The sequence below is a fragment of the Actinoplanes sp. NPDC051475 genome, from assembly GCF_040689425.1.
Lineage (GTDB): Bacteria > Actinomycetota > Actinomycetes > Mycobacteriales > Micromonosporaceae > Actinoplanes.
The window spans coordinates 40050-59139 of record NZ_JBFAZZ010000030.1; the positions used below are offsets into that span (position 1 = coordinate 40050).

At 72.0% G+C, this 19090-nt stretch carries 19 protein-coding genes and 1 pseudogene; 13 read left to right on the plus strand and 7 right to left on the minus strand.

Features of this window, described 5'->3' with window-relative positions; translation table 11 throughout:
* Positions 1-67 precede the first annotated feature (67 nt).
* Positions 68-1318, minus strand: coding sequence for a helix-turn-helix domain-containing protein (locus AB0368_RS36935; protein WP_366158704.1), 1251 nt, complete (start codon positions 1316-1318; stop codon positions 68-70).
* Positions 1319-1411: 93 nt separating this feature from the next.
* On the opposite strand from AB0368_RS36935, the gene AB0368_RS36940 reads away from it, so the two are divergent.
* The 5 genes from AB0368_RS36940 to AB0368_RS36960 all read left to right on the plus strand — a co-directional run bounded on the left by AB0368_RS36940 (position 1412) and on the right by AB0368_RS36960 (position 7059).
* Positions 1412-2038 (plus strand): hypothetical protein, encoded by a 627-nt coding sequence (locus AB0368_RS36940; protein WP_366158705.1) that lies wholly within the window; start codon positions 1412-1414, stop codon positions 2036-2038.
* Complete coding sequence (locus AB0368_RS36945; protein WP_366158706.1) at positions 2038-2781, plus strand: TetR/AcrR family transcriptional regulator; 744 nt, start codon at positions 2038-2040, stop codon at positions 2779-2781. Before AB0368_RS36940 ends, AB0368_RS36945 begins: the two co-directional genes overlap by 1 nt.
* 170 nt (positions 2782-2951) lie before the next feature.
* Positions 2952-4643 carry a 3-oxosteroid 1-dehydrogenase gene (gene kstD, locus AB0368_RS36950; protein WP_366158720.1) on the plus strand — a complete coding sequence of 564 codons (1692 nt, stop codon included), beginning with the start codon at positions 2952-2954 and terminating at the stop codon, positions 4641-4643.
* Between the two features lie 34 nt (positions 4644-4677).
* Entirely contained in the window at positions 4678-6312 is a 1635-nt protein-coding gene (locus AB0368_RS36955) for a GMC oxidoreductase (RefSeq protein ID WP_366158707.1), read from the plus strand.
* Between the two features lie 117 nt (positions 6313-6429).
* A complete protein-coding gene (locus AB0368_RS36960; RefSeq protein ID WP_366158708.1) occupies positions 6430-7059 on the plus strand; it encodes a hypothetical protein in 630 nt (209 codons plus the stop codon).
* Positions 7060-7079: 20 nt separating this feature from the next.
* On the opposite strand, the gene AB0368_RS36965 is transcribed toward AB0368_RS36960, so the two are convergent.
* Positions 7080-7763: a PaaI family thioesterase gene (locus tag AB0368_RS36965; protein WP_366158721.1), complete on the minus strand. Its 684-nt coding sequence runs from the start codon at positions 7761-7763 to the stop codon at positions 7080-7082.
* 225 nt (positions 7764-7988) lie between these two features.
* On the opposite strand from AB0368_RS36965, the gene AB0368_RS36970 reads away from it, so the two are divergent.
* Positions 7989-8420: an SRPBCC family protein gene (locus AB0368_RS36970; protein WP_366158709.1), complete on the plus strand. Its 432-nt coding sequence runs from the start codon at positions 7989-7991 to the stop codon at positions 8418-8420.
* Positions 8421-8443: 23 nt separating this feature from the next.
* Here the strand turns inward: AB0368_RS36970 and kstR are convergent, their stop codons facing one another.
* Positions 8444-9073: a cholesterol catabolism transcriptional regulator KstR gene (gene kstR, locus AB0368_RS36975; RefSeq protein WP_366158710.1), complete on the minus strand. Its 630-nt coding sequence runs from the start codon at positions 9071-9073 to the stop codon at positions 8444-8446.
* A gap of 132 nt (positions 9074-9205) precedes the next feature.
* Here kstR and AB0368_RS36980 point away from each other — a divergent pair, with 132 nt between their 5' ends.
* The 5 genes and pseudogenes from AB0368_RS36980 to AB0368_RS37000 all read left to right on the plus strand — a co-directional run bounded on the left by AB0368_RS36980 (position 9206) and on the right by AB0368_RS37000 (position 13848).
* Entirely contained in the window at positions 9206-10285 is a 1080-nt protein-coding gene (locus AB0368_RS36980) for an acyl-CoA dehydrogenase family protein (protein ID WP_366158711.1), read from the plus strand.
* The gene (locus tag AB0368_RS36985) at positions 10266-11414 is read left to right on the plus strand and encodes an acyl-CoA dehydrogenase family protein (protein WP_366158712.1); all 1149 of its coding nucleotides are present in this window, start codon (positions 10266-10268) and stop codon (positions 11412-11414) included. The genes AB0368_RS36980 and AB0368_RS36985 overlap by 20 nt, the downstream gene beginning before the upstream one ends.
* An 11-nt stretch (positions 11415-11425) precedes the next feature.
* A pseudogene (locus AB0368_RS36990) lies at positions 11426-12313 on the plus strand (bifunctional MaoC family dehydratase N-terminal/OB-fold nucleic acid binding domain-containing protein); the annotation flags it as partial.
* A 21-nt stretch (positions 12314-12334) separates the two neighbouring features.
* Positions 12335-12694, plus strand: coding sequence for an acyl dehydratase (locus tag AB0368_RS36995; protein ID WP_366158722.1), 360 nt, complete (start codon positions 12335-12337; stop codon positions 12692-12694).
* Positions 12691-13848, plus strand: a complete 1158-nt coding sequence (locus AB0368_RS37000; RefSeq protein WP_366158713.1) for a lipid-transfer protein — start codon at positions 12691-12693, stop codon at positions 13846-13848. The genes AB0368_RS36995 and AB0368_RS37000 overlap by 4 nt, the downstream gene beginning before the upstream one ends.
* Before the next feature lie 8 nt (positions 13849-13856).
* Here the strand turns inward: AB0368_RS37000 and AB0368_RS37005 are convergent, their stop codons facing one another.
* Positions 13857-14456 (minus strand): TetR/AcrR family transcriptional regulator, encoded by a 600-nt coding sequence (locus tag AB0368_RS37005; protein ID WP_366158714.1) that lies wholly within the window; start codon positions 14454-14456, stop codon positions 13857-13859.
* A 50-nt stretch (positions 14457-14506) separates the two neighbouring features.
* Between AB0368_RS37005 and AB0368_RS37010 the strand changes: the two genes are divergently transcribed.
* Positions 14507-15490 carry a DUF2867 domain-containing protein gene (locus AB0368_RS37010; RefSeq protein WP_366158715.1) on the plus strand — a complete coding sequence of 328 codons (984 nt, stop codon included), beginning with the start codon at positions 14507-14509 and terminating at the stop codon, positions 15488-15490.
* 129 nt (positions 15491-15619) lie between these two features.
* On the opposite strand, the gene AB0368_RS37015 is transcribed toward AB0368_RS37010, so the two are convergent.
* From AB0368_RS37015 to AB0368_RS37025, 3 genes are read right to left on the minus strand one after another with little or no spacing between them, the layout of a single operon-like run.
* Positions 15620-16396 carry a phosphotransferase gene (locus AB0368_RS37015; protein WP_366158716.1) on the minus strand — a complete coding sequence of 259 codons (777 nt, stop codon included), beginning with the start codon at positions 16394-16396 and terminating at the stop codon, positions 15620-15622.
* A gap of 15 nt (positions 16397-16411) precedes the next feature.
* Positions 16412-16900, minus strand: coding sequence for a hypothetical protein (locus tag AB0368_RS37020; RefSeq protein ID WP_366158717.1), 489 nt, complete (start codon positions 16898-16900; stop codon positions 16412-16414).
* A gap of 59 nt (positions 16901-16959) precedes the next feature.
* Positions 16960-17124 carry a hypothetical protein gene (locus tag AB0368_RS37025; RefSeq protein WP_366158718.1) on the minus strand — a complete coding sequence of 55 codons (165 nt, stop codon included), beginning with the start codon at positions 17122-17124 and terminating at the stop codon, positions 16960-16962.
* Positions 17125-17512: 388 nt separating this feature from the next.
* Between AB0368_RS37025 and AB0368_RS37030 the strand changes: the two genes are divergently transcribed.
* Positions 17513-18862 carry a helix-turn-helix transcriptional regulator gene (locus AB0368_RS37030; RefSeq protein WP_366158719.1) on the plus strand — a complete coding sequence of 450 codons (1350 nt, stop codon included), beginning with the start codon at positions 17513-17515 and terminating at the stop codon, positions 18860-18862.
* The last annotated feature ends 228 nt before the right edge of the window (positions 18863-19090 follow it).

Sequence of the window (19090 nt, forward strand, 5' to 3'; positions counted from 1 at the left end):
GGCGCCGCTCGGCTGGGCGCCGTGCACTCTGCGTACCGGACTCGTTGCCGCTGGAAATGGGCGCCGCTCAGCAGGCGGACGCGAGCCCCGGCGCCGGCGTAGCGAGGGACGGGTCCCCCGGCAGGAGGCGTACGGCCGTCAGGGCCAGGTAGCAGCAGAGGACGTGCCGGTCGTCGTCGAGCGAGCCACCGGTCAGCGTCTCGATCCGGCGCAGCCGGTTGGCTACCGTGTTGCGGTGGCAGTGCAGGGCCACGGCGGCCGCGGCCACCGAGCGCCCGCCCCGCAGCCACACCTCCAGCGTGTCGATGAGAAGCCGGCGCTCGGCCGCGGGCTGCTCCAGCAGCCGGCCGAGGACGCGGTCGGTGAGCCGGTGCGCGAGATCGGGCCGGGAGACCACCAGGGCCTCCGGCAGCCGGTCGTCGATCCGGTAGACGCGGGCCGGCCGGGCGGGTGCGGTGGACAGCGCCGTCTCCGCGGCCCGCCGCGCCTCGGCCAGGGAGTCGAGGCCGGGCACCGACCAGGACAGTCCGGCGGGGCGCGGGAGCAGCGACTCCAGCAGGGTCGCGACGGCGGCCAGCGACTGCCCGCCCAGGGCGAGCACCCCGAACTCCCTGTCGCCCTTGGTGCGCCAGGCCGACCGGACACCGCGTACGGCGAGGGCGTCCCGCGGCACCGTCAGCGGACGGTCGAGGGCGGCGTCGTACCGCAGCGCCACCACCGCGAACCGGTCGTGCGGCGGCAGCTCGAGCGCCGTGGCGGCGGCGGCCGCGGTGCCGGGGTCCAGGGCGGCGTCGGTCAGCAGGGCGTCCATCAGGGCGCCGCGGCGGTCGGCGTCGCGGATGCCGAGTTCGGCCTCGGTGGCGCGGTAGGCGTCGGCGACCACGAGGGAATACCTGTTCACGACCTCCAGGACGCTGCTCGTGGCCTCGGTCACCACGTCGACGCAGCCCGCCGGACCGCCGCGCGCCTGGGCGAGCAGCGCCTGCCAGATCGTGGCGGTGCCCAGCCTGTACGCGTGCAGCACCGCCTCGAGCGGGATGCCCTGGACCGCGCGCCGCCGGCCGCTGGCACGCGGCGCGTCGAGCGGATCGGCGCCGGCCGGCAAGGCGTCGGCGAGCACCTGGAGGATGCGTTCGAGGTTGTCGCGGCAGGATTCGAGCAGGTCGGCCCGGGAAACCCGCTCGCGGTAGCCGTGCGCCTGGTTCTCGTCCTCGATCCGGCGGGCGAGGTCCAGCGTCAGCTCGGGCAGGCGGGAGAGCAACGCCGAGATCAGTCGCCGGAGCGTGGCGGAGTCGGTTTCCGCGGACGTCTGCACCATCTGCCCACCCCATCTCTGACCGGCCTCACGCTACTTGACACTGGTGTCAGTTTCAATGACGCTATGTCAAATCGGTACTCGGGGAGGAGCGCCATGTCGGCAGGGGACGTGCAGGTCGCGGTGGTGGTCGGCGCGGATCCGGTGGCGCCGGCGCTGGCGCGGCGACTACGGGCCGACGGGTTCCGGGTCTGCCTGGTCGGCGCGGATCCGGCCGAAGGAGCGCGGAGCGCGGACTGGACGCTCGCCGGCGAGCCCACCGATGTCGATCTGCAGAGCCGCGTCGTGCGGGCGGTCGTCGATCGTTGGGGCCGGCTGGACCTGCTCGTCGTCCACACGCCGGAGCCGGACCCCGGGTCGCTCCTCGAGATCGATCCGATCGCCTTCCGGGCGCTGGTGCGCGGCTGGGTGGCCGCGCCGCTCGGCTGGGCCCAGCGGGCCTACTGGCTGGCCATGGCGGACGGTGGCGGCCGCGTCCTGCACCTGGCCACGACCGCTCAGGCGGGACGCGTGGCACTCGGTGCCGCGATGCTGCGCGGGCTGACCGGGCTGATCGCCGCCGAGGTCGCCCCGGCGGTGCGGGTCAACGGGCTGACGGCGCCGCGGGGGACCGACCCCGAGCTGTTCGCCGACCTCGCCTACCTGCTGTCCCGCAGCGCGGTCGCGAGCGGCGAGGTCGTCGAGGCCGGCACCGCCGCCGATCAGCTCCAGCAGGTGGCCTGATGGCCGCCGCGGCGCCCGGGGGCAGCGCCACCTCCGCCGGCCGGACGCGGCGCCGGCGGGGCATCGTCGAGCAGGAGATCTACGAGCACGCGGCACGGCTCTTCGCCGAACGGGGCTTCGCCGCGACCAGCCTGCAGGACATCGCCGTGTCGATGGGGTTGACCCGCACCGCGATCTACCACTACGTCGACAGCAAGGATGCGCTGCTCGAGCAGATCGTCACCGAGGTGACCCTGGAGGGCGTGGCGCTCCTGCGCGGGATCCGCGGCCGAACCGACCTCGACCCGCTCGGCCGGCTCCGCCTCGCGGCGTACGAGACGGCCAGCCGCAACGCCGAGAACCCGGCACGGTTCCGGCTCTGGCACATCGGGCAGATGGAGCTGAGCGAGCCGCTCGCCAGCCGCAACGAGCGGGCGAAGCGGGAGGTCCTGGCGGAGCTGCGCGGCCTCATCGACGACGGCGTGCGGGCCGGGGTCCTGCGCCCGGTCGACTCCCGCACCGCCGCCCTCGGCATCCTGGGCATGTGCAACTGGATCGCCTGGTGGTTCCGGCCCTCGCCGGAGCACCCGGTGGAGCCGGTGGCGGAGGCGTTCGCCGAGATGGCGGTGCAGGGGCTCGTCGCGGCGCCCGCCGGGACGTCCGGGCCGGCCGGGCCGTCGCCGCAGGCGGCATCGGCGCTGGCCGCCGTGCGGGAGCAGCTCGACCGGCTGGACGCCGCCCTCCAGCACCCGCCGCACGCCTGACTCGGCCGCGTTCGTGTATCACGTTCTTGTTAAAGATTCCATTTGACACCAGTGTTTTTCTTGTAAATAGTAGAACGCGTTGCAGTCAGTCTGAGCCCACCGAGGTCGCGATGAACGCATCCCTCAGCCGGCGTCAGGTTCTCGCGGGCGCCGCCGCCGTCGGTACCGGTATGGCCGTCGGTCCGGCCGTCCTCGGGCGGGCCGCGCGGGCCGCTCCGCAGTACGACGCGGTGGTCGTCGGCTGCGGCGCCGCCGGGATGACCGCGGCGCTTCGGCTGGCCCAGCGCGGCCTCAGCGTGGTCGTGGTGGAGAAGGCGCCGACCTTCGGCGGCTCCGCGGCCCGCTCGGGTGCCGGCATCTGGATCCCGAACAACGAGGTCATCCTCGCCGCCGGGGTTCCCGACTCGCCGGCCAAGGCGGCCACCTACCTCGCCGCGGTGGTGGACGGCGACGTGCCGACCGCCAAGCAGCAGGCGTTCCTGGACAACGGGCCGTCGATGATCTCCTTCGTGATGGCGAACAGCCCGCTGCGGTTCCGGTTCATGGAGGGCTACCCCGACTACTATCCCGAGTTGCCCGGCGGCATGCCGCAGGGCCGGTCGATCGAGCCGGACCTGTTCGACGGCAAGCTGCTCGGCGCCGAGCTGGAGCACCTCAACCCTGCCTACATGGCGACGCCCCCGGGCGCGTCCGTCTTCAGTGCCGACTACAAGTGGCTCGTCCTGGCCCTGGTCAACGCCCGGGGCTTCGCCGTCGCCGCCGAATGCGCCGCCCGGTACGCCACCGCCGTCCTGCACGGACAGACTCCACTCACGATGGGGCAGGCGCTGGCGGCCGGGTTGCGGGCCGGGCTCGCGGCTGCGGGCGTACCCGTGCGGTTGAACACGCCGTTCGAGGACTTCCAGTTCGACGCCGGCGGCCGGGTGACCGGCGTCGTCGTCACCCAGGACGGGTCCTCGACGGTGATCGGCGCGAACCGCGGCGTCCTCGTGGCCGCCGGAGGGTTCGAGCACAACCTCGCCATGCGGCTGGCGTACCAGCGGGCGCCGATCGGCACCTCGTGGACCGTCGGCGCCAAGGAGAACACCGGCGACGGCATCGAGGCCGGACTGCGGGCGGGCGCCGCCACGGACTTCCTCGAGGACTCGTGGTGGGGGCCGGCCATCCCGTTGCCCGAGGAGCCGTACTTCTGCCTGGCCGAGCGGACCCTGCCCGGCAGCCTCATGGTCAACAGCGCCGGGGTGCGGTTCGTCAACGAGGCGGCGCCCTACAGCGACGTCGTGCACGTCATGTACGACGAGAACGGCATCACGCCGGACATCCCGGCCTGGCTGATCTTCGACCAGAACTATCGCAACCGGTATCTCTTCAGCGACATCCCGCCGGCCTTCCCGTTCCCCGACTCCTGGTACGACGCCGGCGCCGTCTACCGCGCCCCCACCCTCGGCGCCCTGGCCGACAAGATCGGGATTCCCTCGAGCGCCCTGTCCGCCACGGTCTCCCGTTTCAACGGCTTCGCGCGGACCGGCCGGGACACCGAGTTCCACCGCGGCGACAGCGCCTACGACCACTACTACACGGATCCCGCGGTCCGTCCGAACTCCTGCCTGGCGCCGCTCTGGCTACCGCCGTACTACGCCTGCAAGATCGTCCCTGGTGACCTCGGGACCAAGGGCGGATTGCGGACCGACGCCCGCGCCCGGGTGCTGCACGCCGGCGGCCCGATCATCCCCGGGCTCTACGCGGCCGGCAACTCCAGCGCCGCGGTCATGGGGCACAGCTACGCCGGTGCGGGTTCCACCATCGGCCCGGCGATGACCTTCGGGTACATCGCCGCCAACGACATCGCCGGCGGCACCTGACCCCACTCCGCCGGCGACGTGGGAAGGAACCACGATGTACCACCATCCCGCGCCCCGGTCCCGGCCGGTCTCGCGTCGCGGCCTGCTCAAGGGCGGCGTGGCGGCGGCTGTGCTCGGCACGTCCGGGGGCAGACCCCTTGCCCGCGCCGCGGCGGCCGGTGCCACCCTCGCCGACGGCGATCACGTACCCGCCCTCGTCATCGGCAGCGGTTACGGCGGCGCGGTCGCCGCGCTGCGCCTGACCCAGGCCGGCATCGCCACCAGCGTCGTCGAGATGGGCATGGCCTGGAACAGCCCCGGGCCGGACGGCAAGATCTTCTGCAACATGCTCCACCCCGACCAGCGGTCATATTGGCTGCGGACCTCCACCGACCAGCCGCTCGGCTACTTCCTCGGCATCCCGGCCAACAAGCCGATCGACAGGTTCACCGGCGTGCTCGACTCCGAGCGCTTCGCCGGCATCCGCGTCTACCAGGGCCGGGGCCTCGGCGGCGGGTCGCTCGTCAACGGCGGCATGGCGGTGCAGCCCCGGCGCAGCTACTTCGAGGAGGTGCTGCCGTCGGTCGACGCCGACGCCATGTACAACACCTACTTCCCGCGCGCCAACGCCGCGCTCGGCGTCAACTACATCGACCCGGCGTGGTTCGAGGCCGCGGAGTGCTACCGGTACGCGCGGCTCAGCCGCAACCAGGCCAACGCGTCCGGATACCGCACCGCGTTCGTCCCCAACGTGTACGACTTCACGTACATGGCCCGGGAGCAGGCCGACACCGTGCCGCGCTCGGCCCTGGCCAGCGAGGTGATCTACGGCAACAACTACGGCAAACGCTCGCTGGACAAGACCTATCTGGCGGCCGCGGCGGCGACCGGCCGGCTGTCCGTCACGACCCAGCACGTCGTCACGGCCGTGGCACCCGCCTCCGCGGGCGGATACGCCGTCACGATGACGCAGATCAGCACCGGCGGGGATCCGGTGGCCGCCAAGACCGTCCGCGCCGACCGGGTGTTCTTCGCCGCCGGCAGCATCGGCACCAGCAAGCTCCTGGTCGCGATGAGGGCCGTCGGGGCCCTGCCCGGCCTGCCCGAAGCGGTGGGGCAGGGCTGGGGCAACAACGGCAACGTCATGGTCGGCCGGGCCAACCACGTCTGGGACACGACGGGCGCCCTGCAGTCCGGCATGCCGGCCATGGGCATCGACAACTGGTCCGATGCCGCGGGGCCGGTCTTCGCGGAGATCGCGCCCTTCCCGGCCGGCGTCGAGTTGTGGATCAGTCTGTACCTCGCCATCACCCGCAACCCCCAGCGCGCCCGGTTCGTCTTCGACACCGGCACCGGAGCTGTCGGCCTGACCTGGCAGACGGCCCAGAACCAGCCCGCCATCGATGCGGCGAAGCGCGTCTTCGACACCATCAACGCGAAACAGTTCACCGTCTACCGCCGTGACCTGTTCGGCGTCGGCAAGATTTGGGGGGACGACTTCACCTATCACCCGCTCGGCGGCTGCATCCTCAACCAGGCGACCGACAACTACGGCCGTTTGCCCGGTTTCCCCGGCCTCTACGTGATGGACGGCTCGCTGATCCCGGGCACCATCGGCGTCAACCCGTTCGTCACCATCACCGCCCTCGCCGAACGCAACATCGAGAAGATCATCACGACCGACCTCTAGGGGTACGGCGTGATGTACATCGCGGCCGCAACGTCTCAACGACGGCCCCTCGTGGTCGATCGTCTCTGCCAAGGACAGCTCCGACAGGCGGCGTGGTCTTGACCTGCGAGGTGCGCGGTGCCACGAGACAAGAAACAGCTCACCGTGGGGACCGTCATCAACCCTGAGCTCCAGGGCATCGAGTGGGAGTCCCGCGTCGAGGAACTGGAAGACGATCTGCTGCTGATGCCGATGCCGCTACCGGAGCTGGAGATCGACGTTCCGGCGGCAGACGCCGAGGTCTGCATCTACTGGAATCGCCCGCCGAGTCGCTACCGGGTGAATGCGAAGGTGCTCGGTTCCGCGGGAGGGCGATGGCGTCTGCGCATCCTGGGTGATCCGGAGCTGGTCACCCGGCGGACCTTCTACCGTGGCGGCGGCGGTGAAGCGGCGTTCCTCCGCCACGAGGAGGAGACGGAGTGGCAGGCGGCGACCGTCGAGGACATCAGCGAGGCCGCACTTCGCTGCTATGTCGCTGAACTGAACTTCGTCGAGGGTGAACCGGTCTGCGCGCGAATCACTCTGGGCGATGCCGCGATCGACATCTCCGGCACGGTGCTCCTCACCCGGGAACCGGACAAGGACTCCGATGACCACGCCGAGGTGATCGTCGTCTACACGCTGCCGGAGTCTCAGGCCCAGCAGGTGCGCCGCTATCTGCTCGAATGGCAACTGGCCCAGCGGCGCCGTGCCACGGCGGACGAGTAGGCCGGAACCGCGCGGGAGCGTCAGCCGGCGCGGGAGCCGGACCCCCACACCGCTGCGAACAGGCGACGGGCCTGGTCGGCGCTGAGCGCGACGAACGTGCCGGTCGCGGCGACCAGTACGGTGTCCGGCTCCGCGGCGGTGGCGATGGTCCCGGAGGCGGTCACGCGCCGCCCCTCGATCGCGGTCGCCTCGGCGGTCAGGCGCAGGGGGGTCTGCAGCGGGACCGGCGCCCGGTACGAGGTCTCGAGGCGCACCGTCATGCCCGGGTGCCCGGAGGCGCTCACGGCGTATCCGAGCATCTGGTCGAGCAGGAGGGCGCTCACGCCGCCGTGGGCGTAGCTGGGCGGGCCTTCGAAGGCGAGGCCGAGGGTGCAGGCGCCGACGGTGACATCACCGGACTGCTCGATGCGCAGTGGCGGGGCGAGGGCGCTGCCGGTGCCCGTGACCGGGTTGTACATCCGGACTCCGTCGAGCAGGTCGTCGGTGCTCGGCGGGGTGGACCGGTCGCGCAGGCGCCCGCCGAGCAGATCCGCGGCCTCGCGTACGACCTCGGTGGCCCGGTCGAGGTCCTCGACCGGGGCCTCGGTGGCCGTGGCCAGCTCGACCAGGGTCCGCAGGGCGTCGCCGAGCTCGCTGACGGCTCGCCGCCGGCGGTGCAGGGGGACCGGGCCGGCCGGGTCCGTACGGCCGTTCACGGCGCGCAGATTACGGGTGGAGCGGGGAGCTATCGCGTCCTGGTGCCAGGCGGCGGAGGGGGAGCACTCCCGTCCACCGGCATCGTTCTCGGTCACCGCATGCCTCCACCGCTTGACGACCAGGACTTGGTTCTACTCCGCCGGGGCGGGCGATTCATGAATGAAACTAGTGAAGCTCATCACATTGCTATAACCTGTTCTAGTTCTCTGGGATCACCCGCAAGGAGGAATGCGATGCCCAAGGTGAGTGTCTCGGCCGGCGCCGCGGCCGAACCGCAGAAAGTCTGGCAGCTGGTGGTGGACCTTCCGCGGGTCGCCGAGTGGAACACGATGCACGAGGGCTTCACCGGTGAGATCCCGTCGACGCTCGACACCGGCACGACGTACCGGCAGAAGGTCAAGCTGATGGGCATGCCCGCGGAGATGGCGTGGCGGGTGACGGACGCGGAGGCGGCGGAGCGGCTCGAGCAGTCCGGTGACGGCCCGATGGGCGTCAAGGCGAAGAGCCGCATGACGATCGAGCCGTCGGGGTCCGGGTCGCAGATCACCTACGAGATGGAGTTCGTCGGACCGGCGCTGGCCGGACCGATGGCGGGCATGTTGGAGAAGCAGGCCGGCACCGCGGCGCAGCAGTCGCTCGCGAAGCTCACCGCCCTCCTCGGCTGACACTCCGCCTGCTCCTGCTCCTGTCAGCGCAGGAGCAGGCGGGTGGCCAGCTCGAGGTGGTTGACCACGTCGTTGGCCGAGGCCCGGCGGGTCACCCAGGCCACCAGGTTGGACAGCCACACGTCGCCGATCACGCGGGCCTTCGCCCGGTCGTCCGGGGTCGGCTCGCCGTCGTGCATGGCCCTGGTGAACATGTCCTCCATGAGCCGCGCGACGGCGTTGACCTCGGCGCTCGCCGACGGGTCGGCGAACATGAACGCGCGCGTCATCGCCTCGGTGATCAATGGCTCGCGCTGCATCACGCGAGTCATCTGGCTGAGCACGTACAGGGTCCGCTCGTGCGGCGTGTCGCCCGGGATGGGCTTGCGGTCCAGCTTCTCCTGGATCCGCTCGAACTCCAGCACCAGGGCGGACACCAGGAGATGGATCTTGGAGGGGAAGTAGCGGTACAGCGTGCCGAGCGCCACCTCCGCCCGCTCGGCGACGGTGCGCATCTGAACGGCGTCGTAGCCGCCCTTCGAGGCCAGTGCCAGGGTGGCCTCCAGGATCCGGCGGCGCCGATCCCGCTGGGCGGCGGAGCCCTGCTGCGCGTCCGCGCCGGCCAGTGTGCTGCGGCCGGCGCCGTTACTGGTATTCGTTCTCGACGCTGCCATGCTTGCCTTCCGCGCGTTCCGGAGCACGGCCGAGGGCCGTCTCGTAAGGTCCTACCAGCGTACCAACGGGTGCGAAGTCATCGCTCGCCGAGGCGCTGGCGTGTCAATACTGAAACGTGTTCTAATCTCGGCATGGGCCCGGACTTCGAACTGGACGAGGCACAGGACGCGATCGTCCGCCTGGCCGGCGAGGTGCTGGACGACGACGCGGGAACCCCGGGCCTCACGAAGGCGCTCGGGCAGGCGGGCCTGCTGACCCTCGCCGTGCCGGCGCGGCTCGGCGGTGCGGGGCTGGGTGTCCTGGAGACCGCCCTGGTGGTCGCCGAGCTCGCGCGCCGCGCCATCGCTGTCCCGGCGGTGTCCACACTCGCCCTGGGCGTGCTGCCGGTGGCCCGGTGGGCGGGCCCGCACCAGATACGCGACCTGCTGGCCGGGGTGGGGGACGGCCGGATCCTCACGGCGGCCCTGGCCGAGCCGGGCGATCCGCTGCCGGGCACGCCGCGCGTCACGGCCGCGGCGGACTGGACGGTCACCGGCACGAAGACCGGCGTGAGCGACGCCGACCAGGCCCACCGCATTCTCGTGCCGGTGAGCCGGGACTCCGGCGGCCTCGCGGTCGCGGTGGTCGATCCGGCCGCGCCCGGCGTCACGCTCCGGCAGACGGCCACGTCGGCCGGCACCCCGGAGTTCACGGTACGGATGGACGCGGCGCCCGCGGAGCCGCTGGGTTCCGGCGCCGACGGACGATGCGTCGCCGACCTGTACCGGTGTGCCGTCGCCACCACGTGCGCGGCCGGGGACGGCGCCCTGGCCGGGGCGTTGCGGCTGACCGCCGACCACGTGCGCGGCCGCCACCAGTTCGGCCGGCCGCTCGCCACGTTCCAGGCCGTCGCCCAGCAGATCGCCGACGTCTACGTCACCTCGCGCACGCTGCACCTGGCCGTCCTGGCCGCGTGCTGGGGGCTGGACGCGGGCCGGGGCCCGGACGACCCGCAGACCGGCGATGACCTGGGGGTCGCCGCGTACTGGCTGACCGGCGAGGCCCTTCCGGCCTTGCGCACCTGCCACCACCTGCACGGCGGCCTGGGGCTCGCGGCCGACTACCCGCTGCACCGCCACGGCGCCCTGCTGCGCGACCTGGCCCGCCGGCTCGGCGGCGCCGACTTCTGCCTGGAACGGCTGGGAGGGCGCGTTGTTCATCGACCTGACTGAGGACCAGCACGCGCTGCGCGCCCGGCTCCGCGCGTACATGGAAGGTCTGCTCTCGCCGGAGCAGCGCGCCACCCTGCGGTACGAACGGCACGGACCGGTCCATCGGGAGGTCGTCGCGCGGCTGGGCCGCGACGGCTGGCTCGGCCTGGGCTTCCCCACCCGCTACGGCGGTGGCGGGCACGGCCCGGTGGAGCAGCAGATCCTGGTGAACGAGGCGGCCCGCGCCGACGTCCCGCTGCCGGCGGTCACCCTGCAGACCGTGGCGCCGACCCTGCTGGCGTTCGGGACCCCGGAGCAGAAGGACTTCTTCCTGCCCCGCATCCTCGCGGGCGAACTCCACTTCGCGATCGGCTACACCGAGCCGGAGGCGGGCACCGACCTCGCCGCACTGCGGACCCGGGCGGTGCGCGACGGCGACGGGTACGTGGTCAACGGCCACAAGACGTTCACCACGGGAGCGCACGACGCCGACTGCCTGTGGCTCGCCTGCCGCACCGACCCGGACGCGCCGCGGCACCGGGGGCTGTCCGTCCTCATCGTCGACACCCGCGACCCCGGGTACGCCTGGACGCCGATCATCACCTGCGACGGGGCGCACCACGTGAACGCGGTCTACCTGAGCGACGTACGCGTACCGGCCTCGATGCTCGTCGGCACCGAGAACGACGGCTGGCGGCTGCTGACGACCCAGCTCAATCACGAGCGCGTGATGCTGGGCCCGGCCGGGCGGATGGGTGCGCTCTACGCCCGCGTGCAGGCGTGGGCCCGGTCGAACCCGGCCGTACGCGACGAGCCCGGTGTGCGCCGGTCGCTCGCCCGTGCGTACGCCGGCCTGCGCGTCAACGAGCTGCTCAACTGGCAGGTCGCCGGCGCCGAACCGGCCGGGACGGCGGACGCCTCGGCCACCAAGGTCTTCTCCTCCGAGCGGGTGCTGCGGATCGGCCAGGAGCTCGAGGAGCTCGTGGGCCGCCACGGCGACCCGGACGACCCCGCCACCGCCGAGCTGATGTCCTGGCTGGACCTGCAGGCCAAGCGCAACCTGGTGCTGACCTTCGGCGGCGGGGTCAACGAGATCCAGCGGGAACTGATCGCGTCCGCGGGCCTCGGGTTGCCCCGGGTGCCGAGATAGGTGAGGTACGCATGGACGACGCGATCAGGACCGCCGCCCGCCGGATCACCGAGGCGGGCGAGTCGGCACCGCGGCCGGCCCGGGACCCGGTGAACCTCCCGGCGATCCGGGACTGGCTGGGGGCGATGGGTGACACCAACCCGGCGTACGAGCGCGACGGCCTGGCCCCGCCCGCGATGGTGCAGGTGTGGACGATGCCCGGGCTGCGGCCGGCCGGATCGGACCCGTCGGACCCGCTGGGAGCCATGTCGGCGGTGCTGGACGAGGCCGGCTTCACCTCGGTGGTGGCGACCAACTGCGAGCAGACCTACGACCGCTACCTGCGCCACGGCGAGCAGGTGACCGTACGCAGCCGCCTCACCGGCGTGACCGGCCCGAAGCGCACCGCGCTCGGCGAGGGCTGGTTCGTCACCACCGAGAGCACCTGGTTCGTGGCCGCCGAGCCGGTGGCGAGCATGCGGTTCCGGGTGCTGAAGTTCCGGCCGGGCGACCCGCCGCCCGTCGCGGACCCGGGTGTCGCGATGCGACCGGTGATCAGCCCCGATACGGCGTTCTTCTGGGCCGGAACCGCCGCGGGTGAGCTGAGGGTGCAGCGCTGTGGCGAGTGCGGCGCCCTGCGCCATCCGCCCGGGCCCGCCTGCCCGCAGTGCGGTGCCACCAAGCCCGAGTACGCGGTCGCCTCGGGCGCCGGCCGCATCCACAGCTTCGTGGTGCACCGGCACCCGCGGCTGCCGGGGCGGCGGGTACCCGTGGTGGTCGCCCTGGTGGACCTGGCGGAGGGCGTACGCATGGTGGGTGAGCTGCTTGGCGCGGACCCGGACGAAGTTCGCATCGGAGCGTCGGTGCGGGTCGCATTCGACCACCTCGACGAGGAGGTGACGCTGCCGGCGTGGCGCCTCGACGGGCCGGCGGAGGTCCCGTTGCCTCCCTGGGAGCTGGCGGTGACCCCGACCGTCGTGATCAGTACGGCCCTGGCCACCCGCGACTTCCAGGACGTCCACCACGACCGGGACGCGGCCGTGCGGCGCGGCGGCAAGGACATCTTCCTCAACATCCTGACCACCACCGGCCTGGTGCAGCGCTACGTCACCGACTGGGCCGGACCAGGCGCCACCCTGCGCGGCCTGGCGATCCGGCTCGGCACGCCGTGCCATGCCTACGACACCCTCACCTTCACCGGGCGGGCCCGCGACGCCGGGGAAGGCGAGCGGGTGGTCACGGTGAGCGGCCGTACGGCGGCGGGCGAGCACGTCGCCGCGACGGTCCGGGTGGCGTCGTGATCGCCCGGACCGCCGCCATCGCCGGGATCGGCGCCACCGAGTTCTCCAAGGACTCCGGCCGCAGCGAGCTGCGGCTGGCCGTCGAGGCGGTCCGCGCGGCCCTCGACGACGCCGGCCTGCGGCCCGGCGACGTGCAGGGCATGGTGACGTTCACCATGGACGGCAACGCCGAGGTCGCCGTCGCGCGCGAGCTGGGCGTCGGCGAGCTCACCTTCCTCTCCCGGATCGCGTACGGCGGGGGAGCGGCGTGCGCGGTCGTGCAGCAGGCGGTGCTCGCCGTGGCGGCCGGCCTCGCCGAGGTCGTGGTCTGCTACCGGGCGCTCAACGAACGCTCCGGCCGCCGGTTCGGCCGGGCGCATGCGCAGGCGGGAACCACCTCGGCCGACGTCGACGCGGGCTGGCACTACCCGATGGGGCTGGCCACCCCGGCGGCGATGGTCGCCATGGTGGCCCGGCGCTACCTGCACGACTACGGCGCCACCACGGACGACTTCGGCCGGGTCGCGGTGGCGGCCCGTCGGCACGCCGCGACGAATCCGCACGCCTGGTTCCACGGCCACCCGATCACGCTGGAGGACCACCGGGCCTCGCGGTGGATCGCCGACCCGCTGCGGCTGCTGGACTGCTGCCAGGAGAGCGACGGCGCGGTCGCGCTGGTCGTCACCTCCGCGCGGCGTGCTCGCGATCTGCGGCAACCGCCCGCGGTGGTGTGCGCGGCGGCCCAGGGCAGCGGCCCCGATCAGTACGTGATGACGAGCTACTACCGCGCCGAGGTCGCCGCGCTGCCCGAGATGGGCGTCGTGGCCCGCCAGTTGTGGCGCCAGTCGGGGTACGTGCCGCCGGACGTGCGTACCGCCGTGATCTACGACCACTTCACCCCGTACGTGCTCATGCAGCTGGAGGAGCTGGGGTTCTGCGGCCGGGGGGAGGCCCGGCACCTGGTCGCCGGCGGCGGCATCGAGCTGGGCGGGCGGCTACCGGTCAACCCGCACGGCGGGCAGCTCGGTGAGGCGTACATCCATGGCATGAACGGCATCGCCGAGGCCGTGCGCCAGGTCCGCGGCACCGCGGCCAACCAGGTGCCGGGGGACGGCCCGGTGCTGGTCACAGCCGGCACGGGAGTGCCCACCAGCGGCCTGATCCTCGCGGGCTAGCTGTACAGCTAGCCCGCGTCTTCGGGGGCGGTGAGCAACCGGATCACCTGGTCGACGTACTGCCGGCGGTCCGCCTCCGTCCGGGGCAGGGTGCCCGGCGCGACGTGGGCGACCTGGGCGTGGCCCACGTAGGCGGTGACCGCCAGGAGGCCGCGGCGCCGGGCCTGCTCCGGTGGCCAGCCGAGGGCGCTGAACAGCCCGGCGGTGTACGCCACCCGGCGCTCGGTGACCCGGGTCAGCACCGGGGCGACGTACGGGTGGGCGGCGGTGGCGAGCATGGCCAGCTCGATGTTGCCCTCCGGCTGTTGGGTCGTCGACCCCAGGACGGCCCCGATCAACAGGCGGAGCCGGGCGAGCGGGTCCGGCTCGGCGTCGACGAACGTGATGACGGCGTCGGTGTGCTCGCGCTCCCAGCGCAGCACGGCCGCCTCGATCAGGGCGTCCCGGTCGGCGAAGTGCCAGTAGAAGCTGCCCTTGGTCGCGCCGAGCCGAGCCGCCAGCGGCTCGACCGCGACCGCTGCCAGCCCGCCGCCGGCCATCGCTTCCAGGGCTGCGGCGGTCCAGTCGTCGGCGGTCAGCCGCCTCTGCTTGTCGGGTCGTTCCGGCATGACTGTACGGTAGCGTACGGAAGAACATACGCAACCGTATGGAGGCGACGATGGCTGCTCCGGTGCACAACGTCCACGAACGCGCACTGCCGGTTCCCGCCGCGGAGGTGGGCCGGTTGCTGGACCGGATCGGCGCGGCGGACGACCCGCTCTGGCCCAGCCCCGCCTGGGTGCCGATGCGATTCGACCGTCCGCTCGGCGTCGGCGCCGACGGCGGTCACGGCCCCGTGCGGTATCACGTCACCGGCTATCGGCCGGGCCGGCAGGTGGAGTTCACCTTCCACCCGCGTACCGGTCTGCACGGCACGCACACTCTCGAGGTCGTAGACGACGGCCCGCACGCCTGCCTCCTGCGGCACCGGTTGACCGCCCGTCCGTCCGGCGCCATGCGGCTGCTCTGGCCGGCCATGGTCGAGACCTGCCACGACACCGTGATCGAGCACGCCTTCGACAACGCCGAGCGGGCCGTCACCGGCACCGTCGCCCGGCCCGTTCGCTACCCGTGGCGGTCCCGGCTCGCCGTGAGCCTGGAGAGCAGCCGGGTCGGTGCCGTACCCATTCCCGTCTCCGCCACCCTGCTTCACGACTCGGTCGCCCGGCCCGACCTCGCCGACGCGTTCGCCCTGCGCGTGCCTCCCGGCACCACCACCGACCCGCAGGCCTGGGCGGACGCCGTCTTCCGCAACCCGCCCCGGCCGGTGGTGGCGCTGCTGCGGCTACGCAACCGGTTGGTGGGCCTGCTCGGTATCGCCCGCGGCGACGCATCCGCCTTCGACACCATCGCCCGCACCGACCGCGAAGTGCTCCTGGGAGTGGACGCCGGCCACCTCGACTTCCGGGCCGGTGTCCTGGTGGAACCGGACGACGACGGCACGACCGTCACGGTGTCCACCCTGGCTGCGACCCGGTCCCGCGCCGGCCGGTTCTATCTCGCCGTGGTGCGGCTGGTGCACCCTCTCGTGGTCCGGGCGATGCTGCGCCATGCCGGCCGCACGACCGTCGCCCCCTGGCGCGCGGCCCGCGCCGGCGGTTAGGCCGCACATCGGTGCACCGACGATCACCAAGATCGCAAAGCAGTCGACTGCTGGCTGACGGGTGTTGCAGGGCGCGACGTGGTGGTCCTAGCGATCGCCACCACCTGACTCGCCAGGCCAGAAGGCCGGTTATCGTTTGGCCCGGTACGCCGCCCACTGGCCGGTCCAATCGGCGAGGTCGCGAATCCACTCGTCGGCGCTTCCGTGGGCCTTGGCCAACCACTTCGAGGCGCTTCGCGACGCGAGATCGTCGATGGCTTCCGGATCGGTTGTGCCCCAAGCCGGGAACTGGGTCAGCCACTTGTCGGCCTGCTCGGGAGTGTGGCCGCTACCAACCAACCAATGAGCCAGCAGTGCCAGTTCGAGCCACGGTGCCGCCTTGGTCGCGTATGCCCAGTCGACGACTCGCAGGCCGGACGGGGTCACAATGAGGTTGGCGGGGTTGAGGTCGGTGTGGACGACCATCTGCCCCTCCGCCGCGGGATGCGAGGACCCGAGCCGCGTCGCTGGAGTGAACCAGGTAGACCCCAGCGCGGGCGTACGACTGAGGTCTTCCACGACGGCCGCGAGCAGATCGAGATGCCGGCTGCCGGGAGACAGGTCGGCGTGAGGGCCATCGAGCTGCTCGAAACCGACCACAAGCCAGCCGTCGGTCTCGAAGTGCCACTCGACTGCTGGTGAGTAAGGCCGGTCAACAGCGTTACTCACCAGCAGTTCGTAACGCAGCGACCGGACGCCCAGATCCGAGGAAGCCGCCTTGACGAAGACCTTCGTGCGCGGCCCAGCGACAGTCGCGGCGATCTCCGCATGGTCGCCGGTCGAGGACGGAGTTACGCGGGCTCCGCCGACACGTTCCGCGATCTTCGTGGTGACGGTTTCGGGCAGAGCGGTCCAGTCAGTGCGCATCGGTCACCTTATCGGCTAGCCCCGACCGGGCTGGGGCGGGTTCGGCGGACAGCAGGACTCCGCCGCGCTATCCCAGAACTCCGGGTCGACGTAGTAGCCGGTGGCATCAAGTGCCTTGCGGGTGTAATCCATGGAAGTACCGTCCGCCATCCCCTCGGTCAGGACCGGCACATGATGCACGAAGCCGCCCGCGATCTGCTGGCACGCGGCGAGGTAGGGCTCGGTGTGCTGGAGGGACACGTGCCAGGCGACGTCGACGGGCTTGGTCGGAACGACGCGGTACGACCGACCGTCGGGCAGGAGCCTGCCGAAATCGAGATCGTGCTGCGAGTCAGCGTGCGCCCGTAACATGAGCAGCATCTGCCCGATCGCCCGCTCGGCGTAGATCTGCGTCACCTCCTGCACGGCGGCGAAGTGGCGTGCGAGCTTGTCGAACACCTCCCCGGACACGAGGGTCCTCGGGTCATCGGCAATCCTGGCCGGCTGTTCTGCGAGAGTGGTCATGGCTCCTCCTTCAACCTGTGCGTGTCGGCGCGGAGTTAGTTCCGCACCGCTTGGTCGGTCTAGTGGCGCGGCGCGGGCGAGAACATGTAGACCGAGCCGTCCGGGCCGGGCTCCGGGCGGATCTCCGCGATGGTCGCGTGCCGCTGCATCGCGACGAGGATCGGGTCGCTGTCGTAGGGAGGCAGCACGGTCACAGGGTCGCCGACGATGAAGGGCTCCGTCATCAGGCGGCCCCCCTTCCCTGCTGCGTACGGCCAGATCCGGCCGCAATGCCGACAGGCCCACGCGGGCCGGACCGGTAGGTGATGCGTCAAGGGAGCCTGCGGCGTCGGCATCAGCGACCGCCTCCAAACCCGGCTCGCTCAGCCTGGGCCGGCGTGAGCGTTCCCGCGCGGCCGACCTGGGCGAGGGCCACTGTTGGCTCGTACAGCGCCGGGTGCGACGGCCGGGAGTACCGGTCGCCGTCGGGAATCGGGTCACCGCGCGAGAAATCGTAGACACCGTCAGGACACGGCCAGCGGTGCCCGCAAGAGCATCTCGAACGGCGGGGGAAGCGGCGTCGGCGATGTGTCATAGAAGTAGCGTCTCGATCACACTCCGGCGTCGGTAGATATGGCGCGCTGCCATCGGGCAAGCTTGCTATCTGGCAACACTGGCAACGCGTGGGGAGGGGCCGTGGAGAGGTTTGGCGACGCAGCCCGGCGCCTACGCGGCGCCCGCAGCGTCCGCGAAGCCGCACGCCTCGCGCACATGGACCCCGGGCACCTCTCGCGGATCGAGAGCGGCAAGCGCCCTCCGACGATCACGGTCGCCCAAGCGCTTGACGACGCCTACGCCGCAGGCGGCGAGCTGGCCGCCCTCGTCGCCGGGGCACGCGAACTGCCCTGGAAACTCGACGGCCGGCTCTGGCGCCCGAACGACTCCGAACGCCTCGCCGCAACTATCGTCGGCCAGCGCGTCACCGCGGTGAACGCGGTCGAGCTGGCCCACCAGTGGCTGATTTCCGAACCGCCCCAGGTCAGCGCGACGCGGGCCGGCCGGCGCATCGGCGTTGCCCAGGTCGCCGAGGTCGAAGCCCGCGTCCACCAGCTACGCCGCCTTGACGACTACGTCGGAGGCCAAGACACACACGCGATGGTCGCGGGCGAACTCGCAGCGACGACTGCGCTCCTCCGCGACGCGGCGTATACCGAGGACGTCGGGAAACGTCTCCTGGTCGCTGTCGGTGAGCTGGCCCAGGTCGCCGGATGGGTCACGAGCGACGCTGGGCGCCACGACGAGGCCGAGCGGTATTACCTTTCCGGAATGCGCGCGGCGCACGCAGGCGGGGACGTCGCGGGCGCGGCGAACAACCTCTCGTCACTGGCCTACCAAATCGCGAACATCGGCGACCCACGAACCGCGGTCACGCTGGCGAAGTCTGCGCTCGCTGGGGCGAAGGGAGCGGCTACGGCCACGACAACGGCCCTCCTCGCTGAGCGCGTCGCTTGGGCCGAGGCCCGCGTCGGGGAGGTGGGCGGTGCCGAGCGCGCCCTGGGTGCCGTGCAGGAGGCGTACACCCATCGGCACCCGGAGGAGGACCCGATTTGGGTCTACTGGCTCGACGAGGGCGAGATCGAGATCATGGAGGGCCGGGTCTGGACGCAGCTTCGGCGCCCCCTCCGGGCGGTGCCCATCTTGGAACAGGCAACGGCCGCGTATGGCGAAGAGACGGGCCGAGAGACCGCCCTCTATCTGACCTGGCTCGCCGAGTCGTTACTCCAGGCAAACGAGGTCGAGCGGGCAGCGAGCGCGGCGACCGAGGCGGTACGGCTGGGCCGGACGGCGAGCTCCGTACGGGTCGACGAACGCATCGGCGCGTTGCGGGCGAAGCTGGCGAAGTACCAGGGAACGCCAGAGGTTGACGCCTTTGAGGACGAGGTGGCGGGGCTGCCCCTGCCTCGTCGTCCGGCAGCACCATGATGTTCTGCGGCTTCACGTCGCGGTGCACGAGCCAGACGCGACAACACGCGAACCGGTTCGCGCCGCGGAGTCGAGGAACCCACATCTGACCCATCGGCCGGTCACGCGCCGATGTGAAGGCACCCGTCCTAGGTGTGCTGTCCAGGGAGGTTGGTCGAGGTTGTGTGACGAGTTGATCTGAGCTCTGGACGGGTGAAGGCCTCCGGTTGTGGAGTGGAGCTGTCTAGG

Coding starts and splice junctions, on each gene's coding strand:
- AB0368_RS36935 (WP_366158704.1), bottom strand. CDS start 1,318: ATGGTGCAGACGTCCGCGGAAACCGACTCCGCCACGCTCCGGCGACTG.
- AB0368_RS36940 (WP_366158705.1), top strand. CDS start 1,412: ATGTCGGCAGGGGACGTGCAGGTCGCGGTGGTGGTCGGCGCGGATCCG.
- AB0368_RS36945 (WP_366158706.1), top strand. CDS start 2,038: ATGGCCGCCGCGGCGCCCGGGGGCAGCGCCACCTCCGCCGGCCGGACG.
- kstD (WP_366158720.1), top strand. CDS start 2,952: ATGGCCGTCGGTCCGGCCGTCCTCGGGCGGGCCGCGCGGGCCGCTCCG.
- AB0368_RS36955 (WP_366158707.1), top strand. CDS start 4,678: ATGTACCACCATCCCGCGCCCCGGTCCCGGCCGGTCTCGCGTCGCGGC.
- AB0368_RS36970 (WP_366158709.1), top strand. CDS start 7,989: ATGCCCAAGGTGAGTGTCTCGGCCGGCGCCGCGGCCGAACCGCAGAAA.
- kstR (WP_366158710.1), bottom strand. CDS start 9,073: ATGGCAGCGTCGAGAACGAATACCAGTAACGGCGCCGGCCGCAGCACA.
- AB0368_RS36980 (WP_366158711.1), top strand. CDS start 9,206: ATGGGCCCGGACTTCGAACTGGACGAGGCACAGGACGCGATCGTCCGC.
- AB0368_RS37005 (WP_366158714.1), bottom strand. CDS start 14,456: ATGCCGGAACGACCCGACAAGCAGAGGCGGCTGACCGCCGACGACTGG.
- AB0368_RS37010 (WP_366158715.1), top strand. CDS start 14,507: ATGGCTGCTCCGGTGCACAACGTCCACGAACGCGCACTGCCGGTTCCC.
- AB0368_RS37015 (WP_366158716.1), bottom strand. CDS start 16,396: ATGCGCACTGACTGGACCGCTCTGCCCGAAACCGTCACCACGAAGATC.
- AB0368_RS37020 (WP_366158717.1), bottom strand. CDS start 16,900: ATGACCACTCTCGCAGAACAGCCGGCCAGGATTGCCGATGACCCGAGG.
- AB0368_RS37025 (WP_366158718.1), bottom strand. CDS start 17,124: ATGACGGAGCCCTTCATCGTCGGCGACCCTGTGACCGTGCTGCCTCCC.
- AB0368_RS37030 (WP_366158719.1), top strand. CDS start 17,513: ATGGCGCGCTGCCATCGGGCAAGCTTGCTATCTGGCAACACTGGCAAC.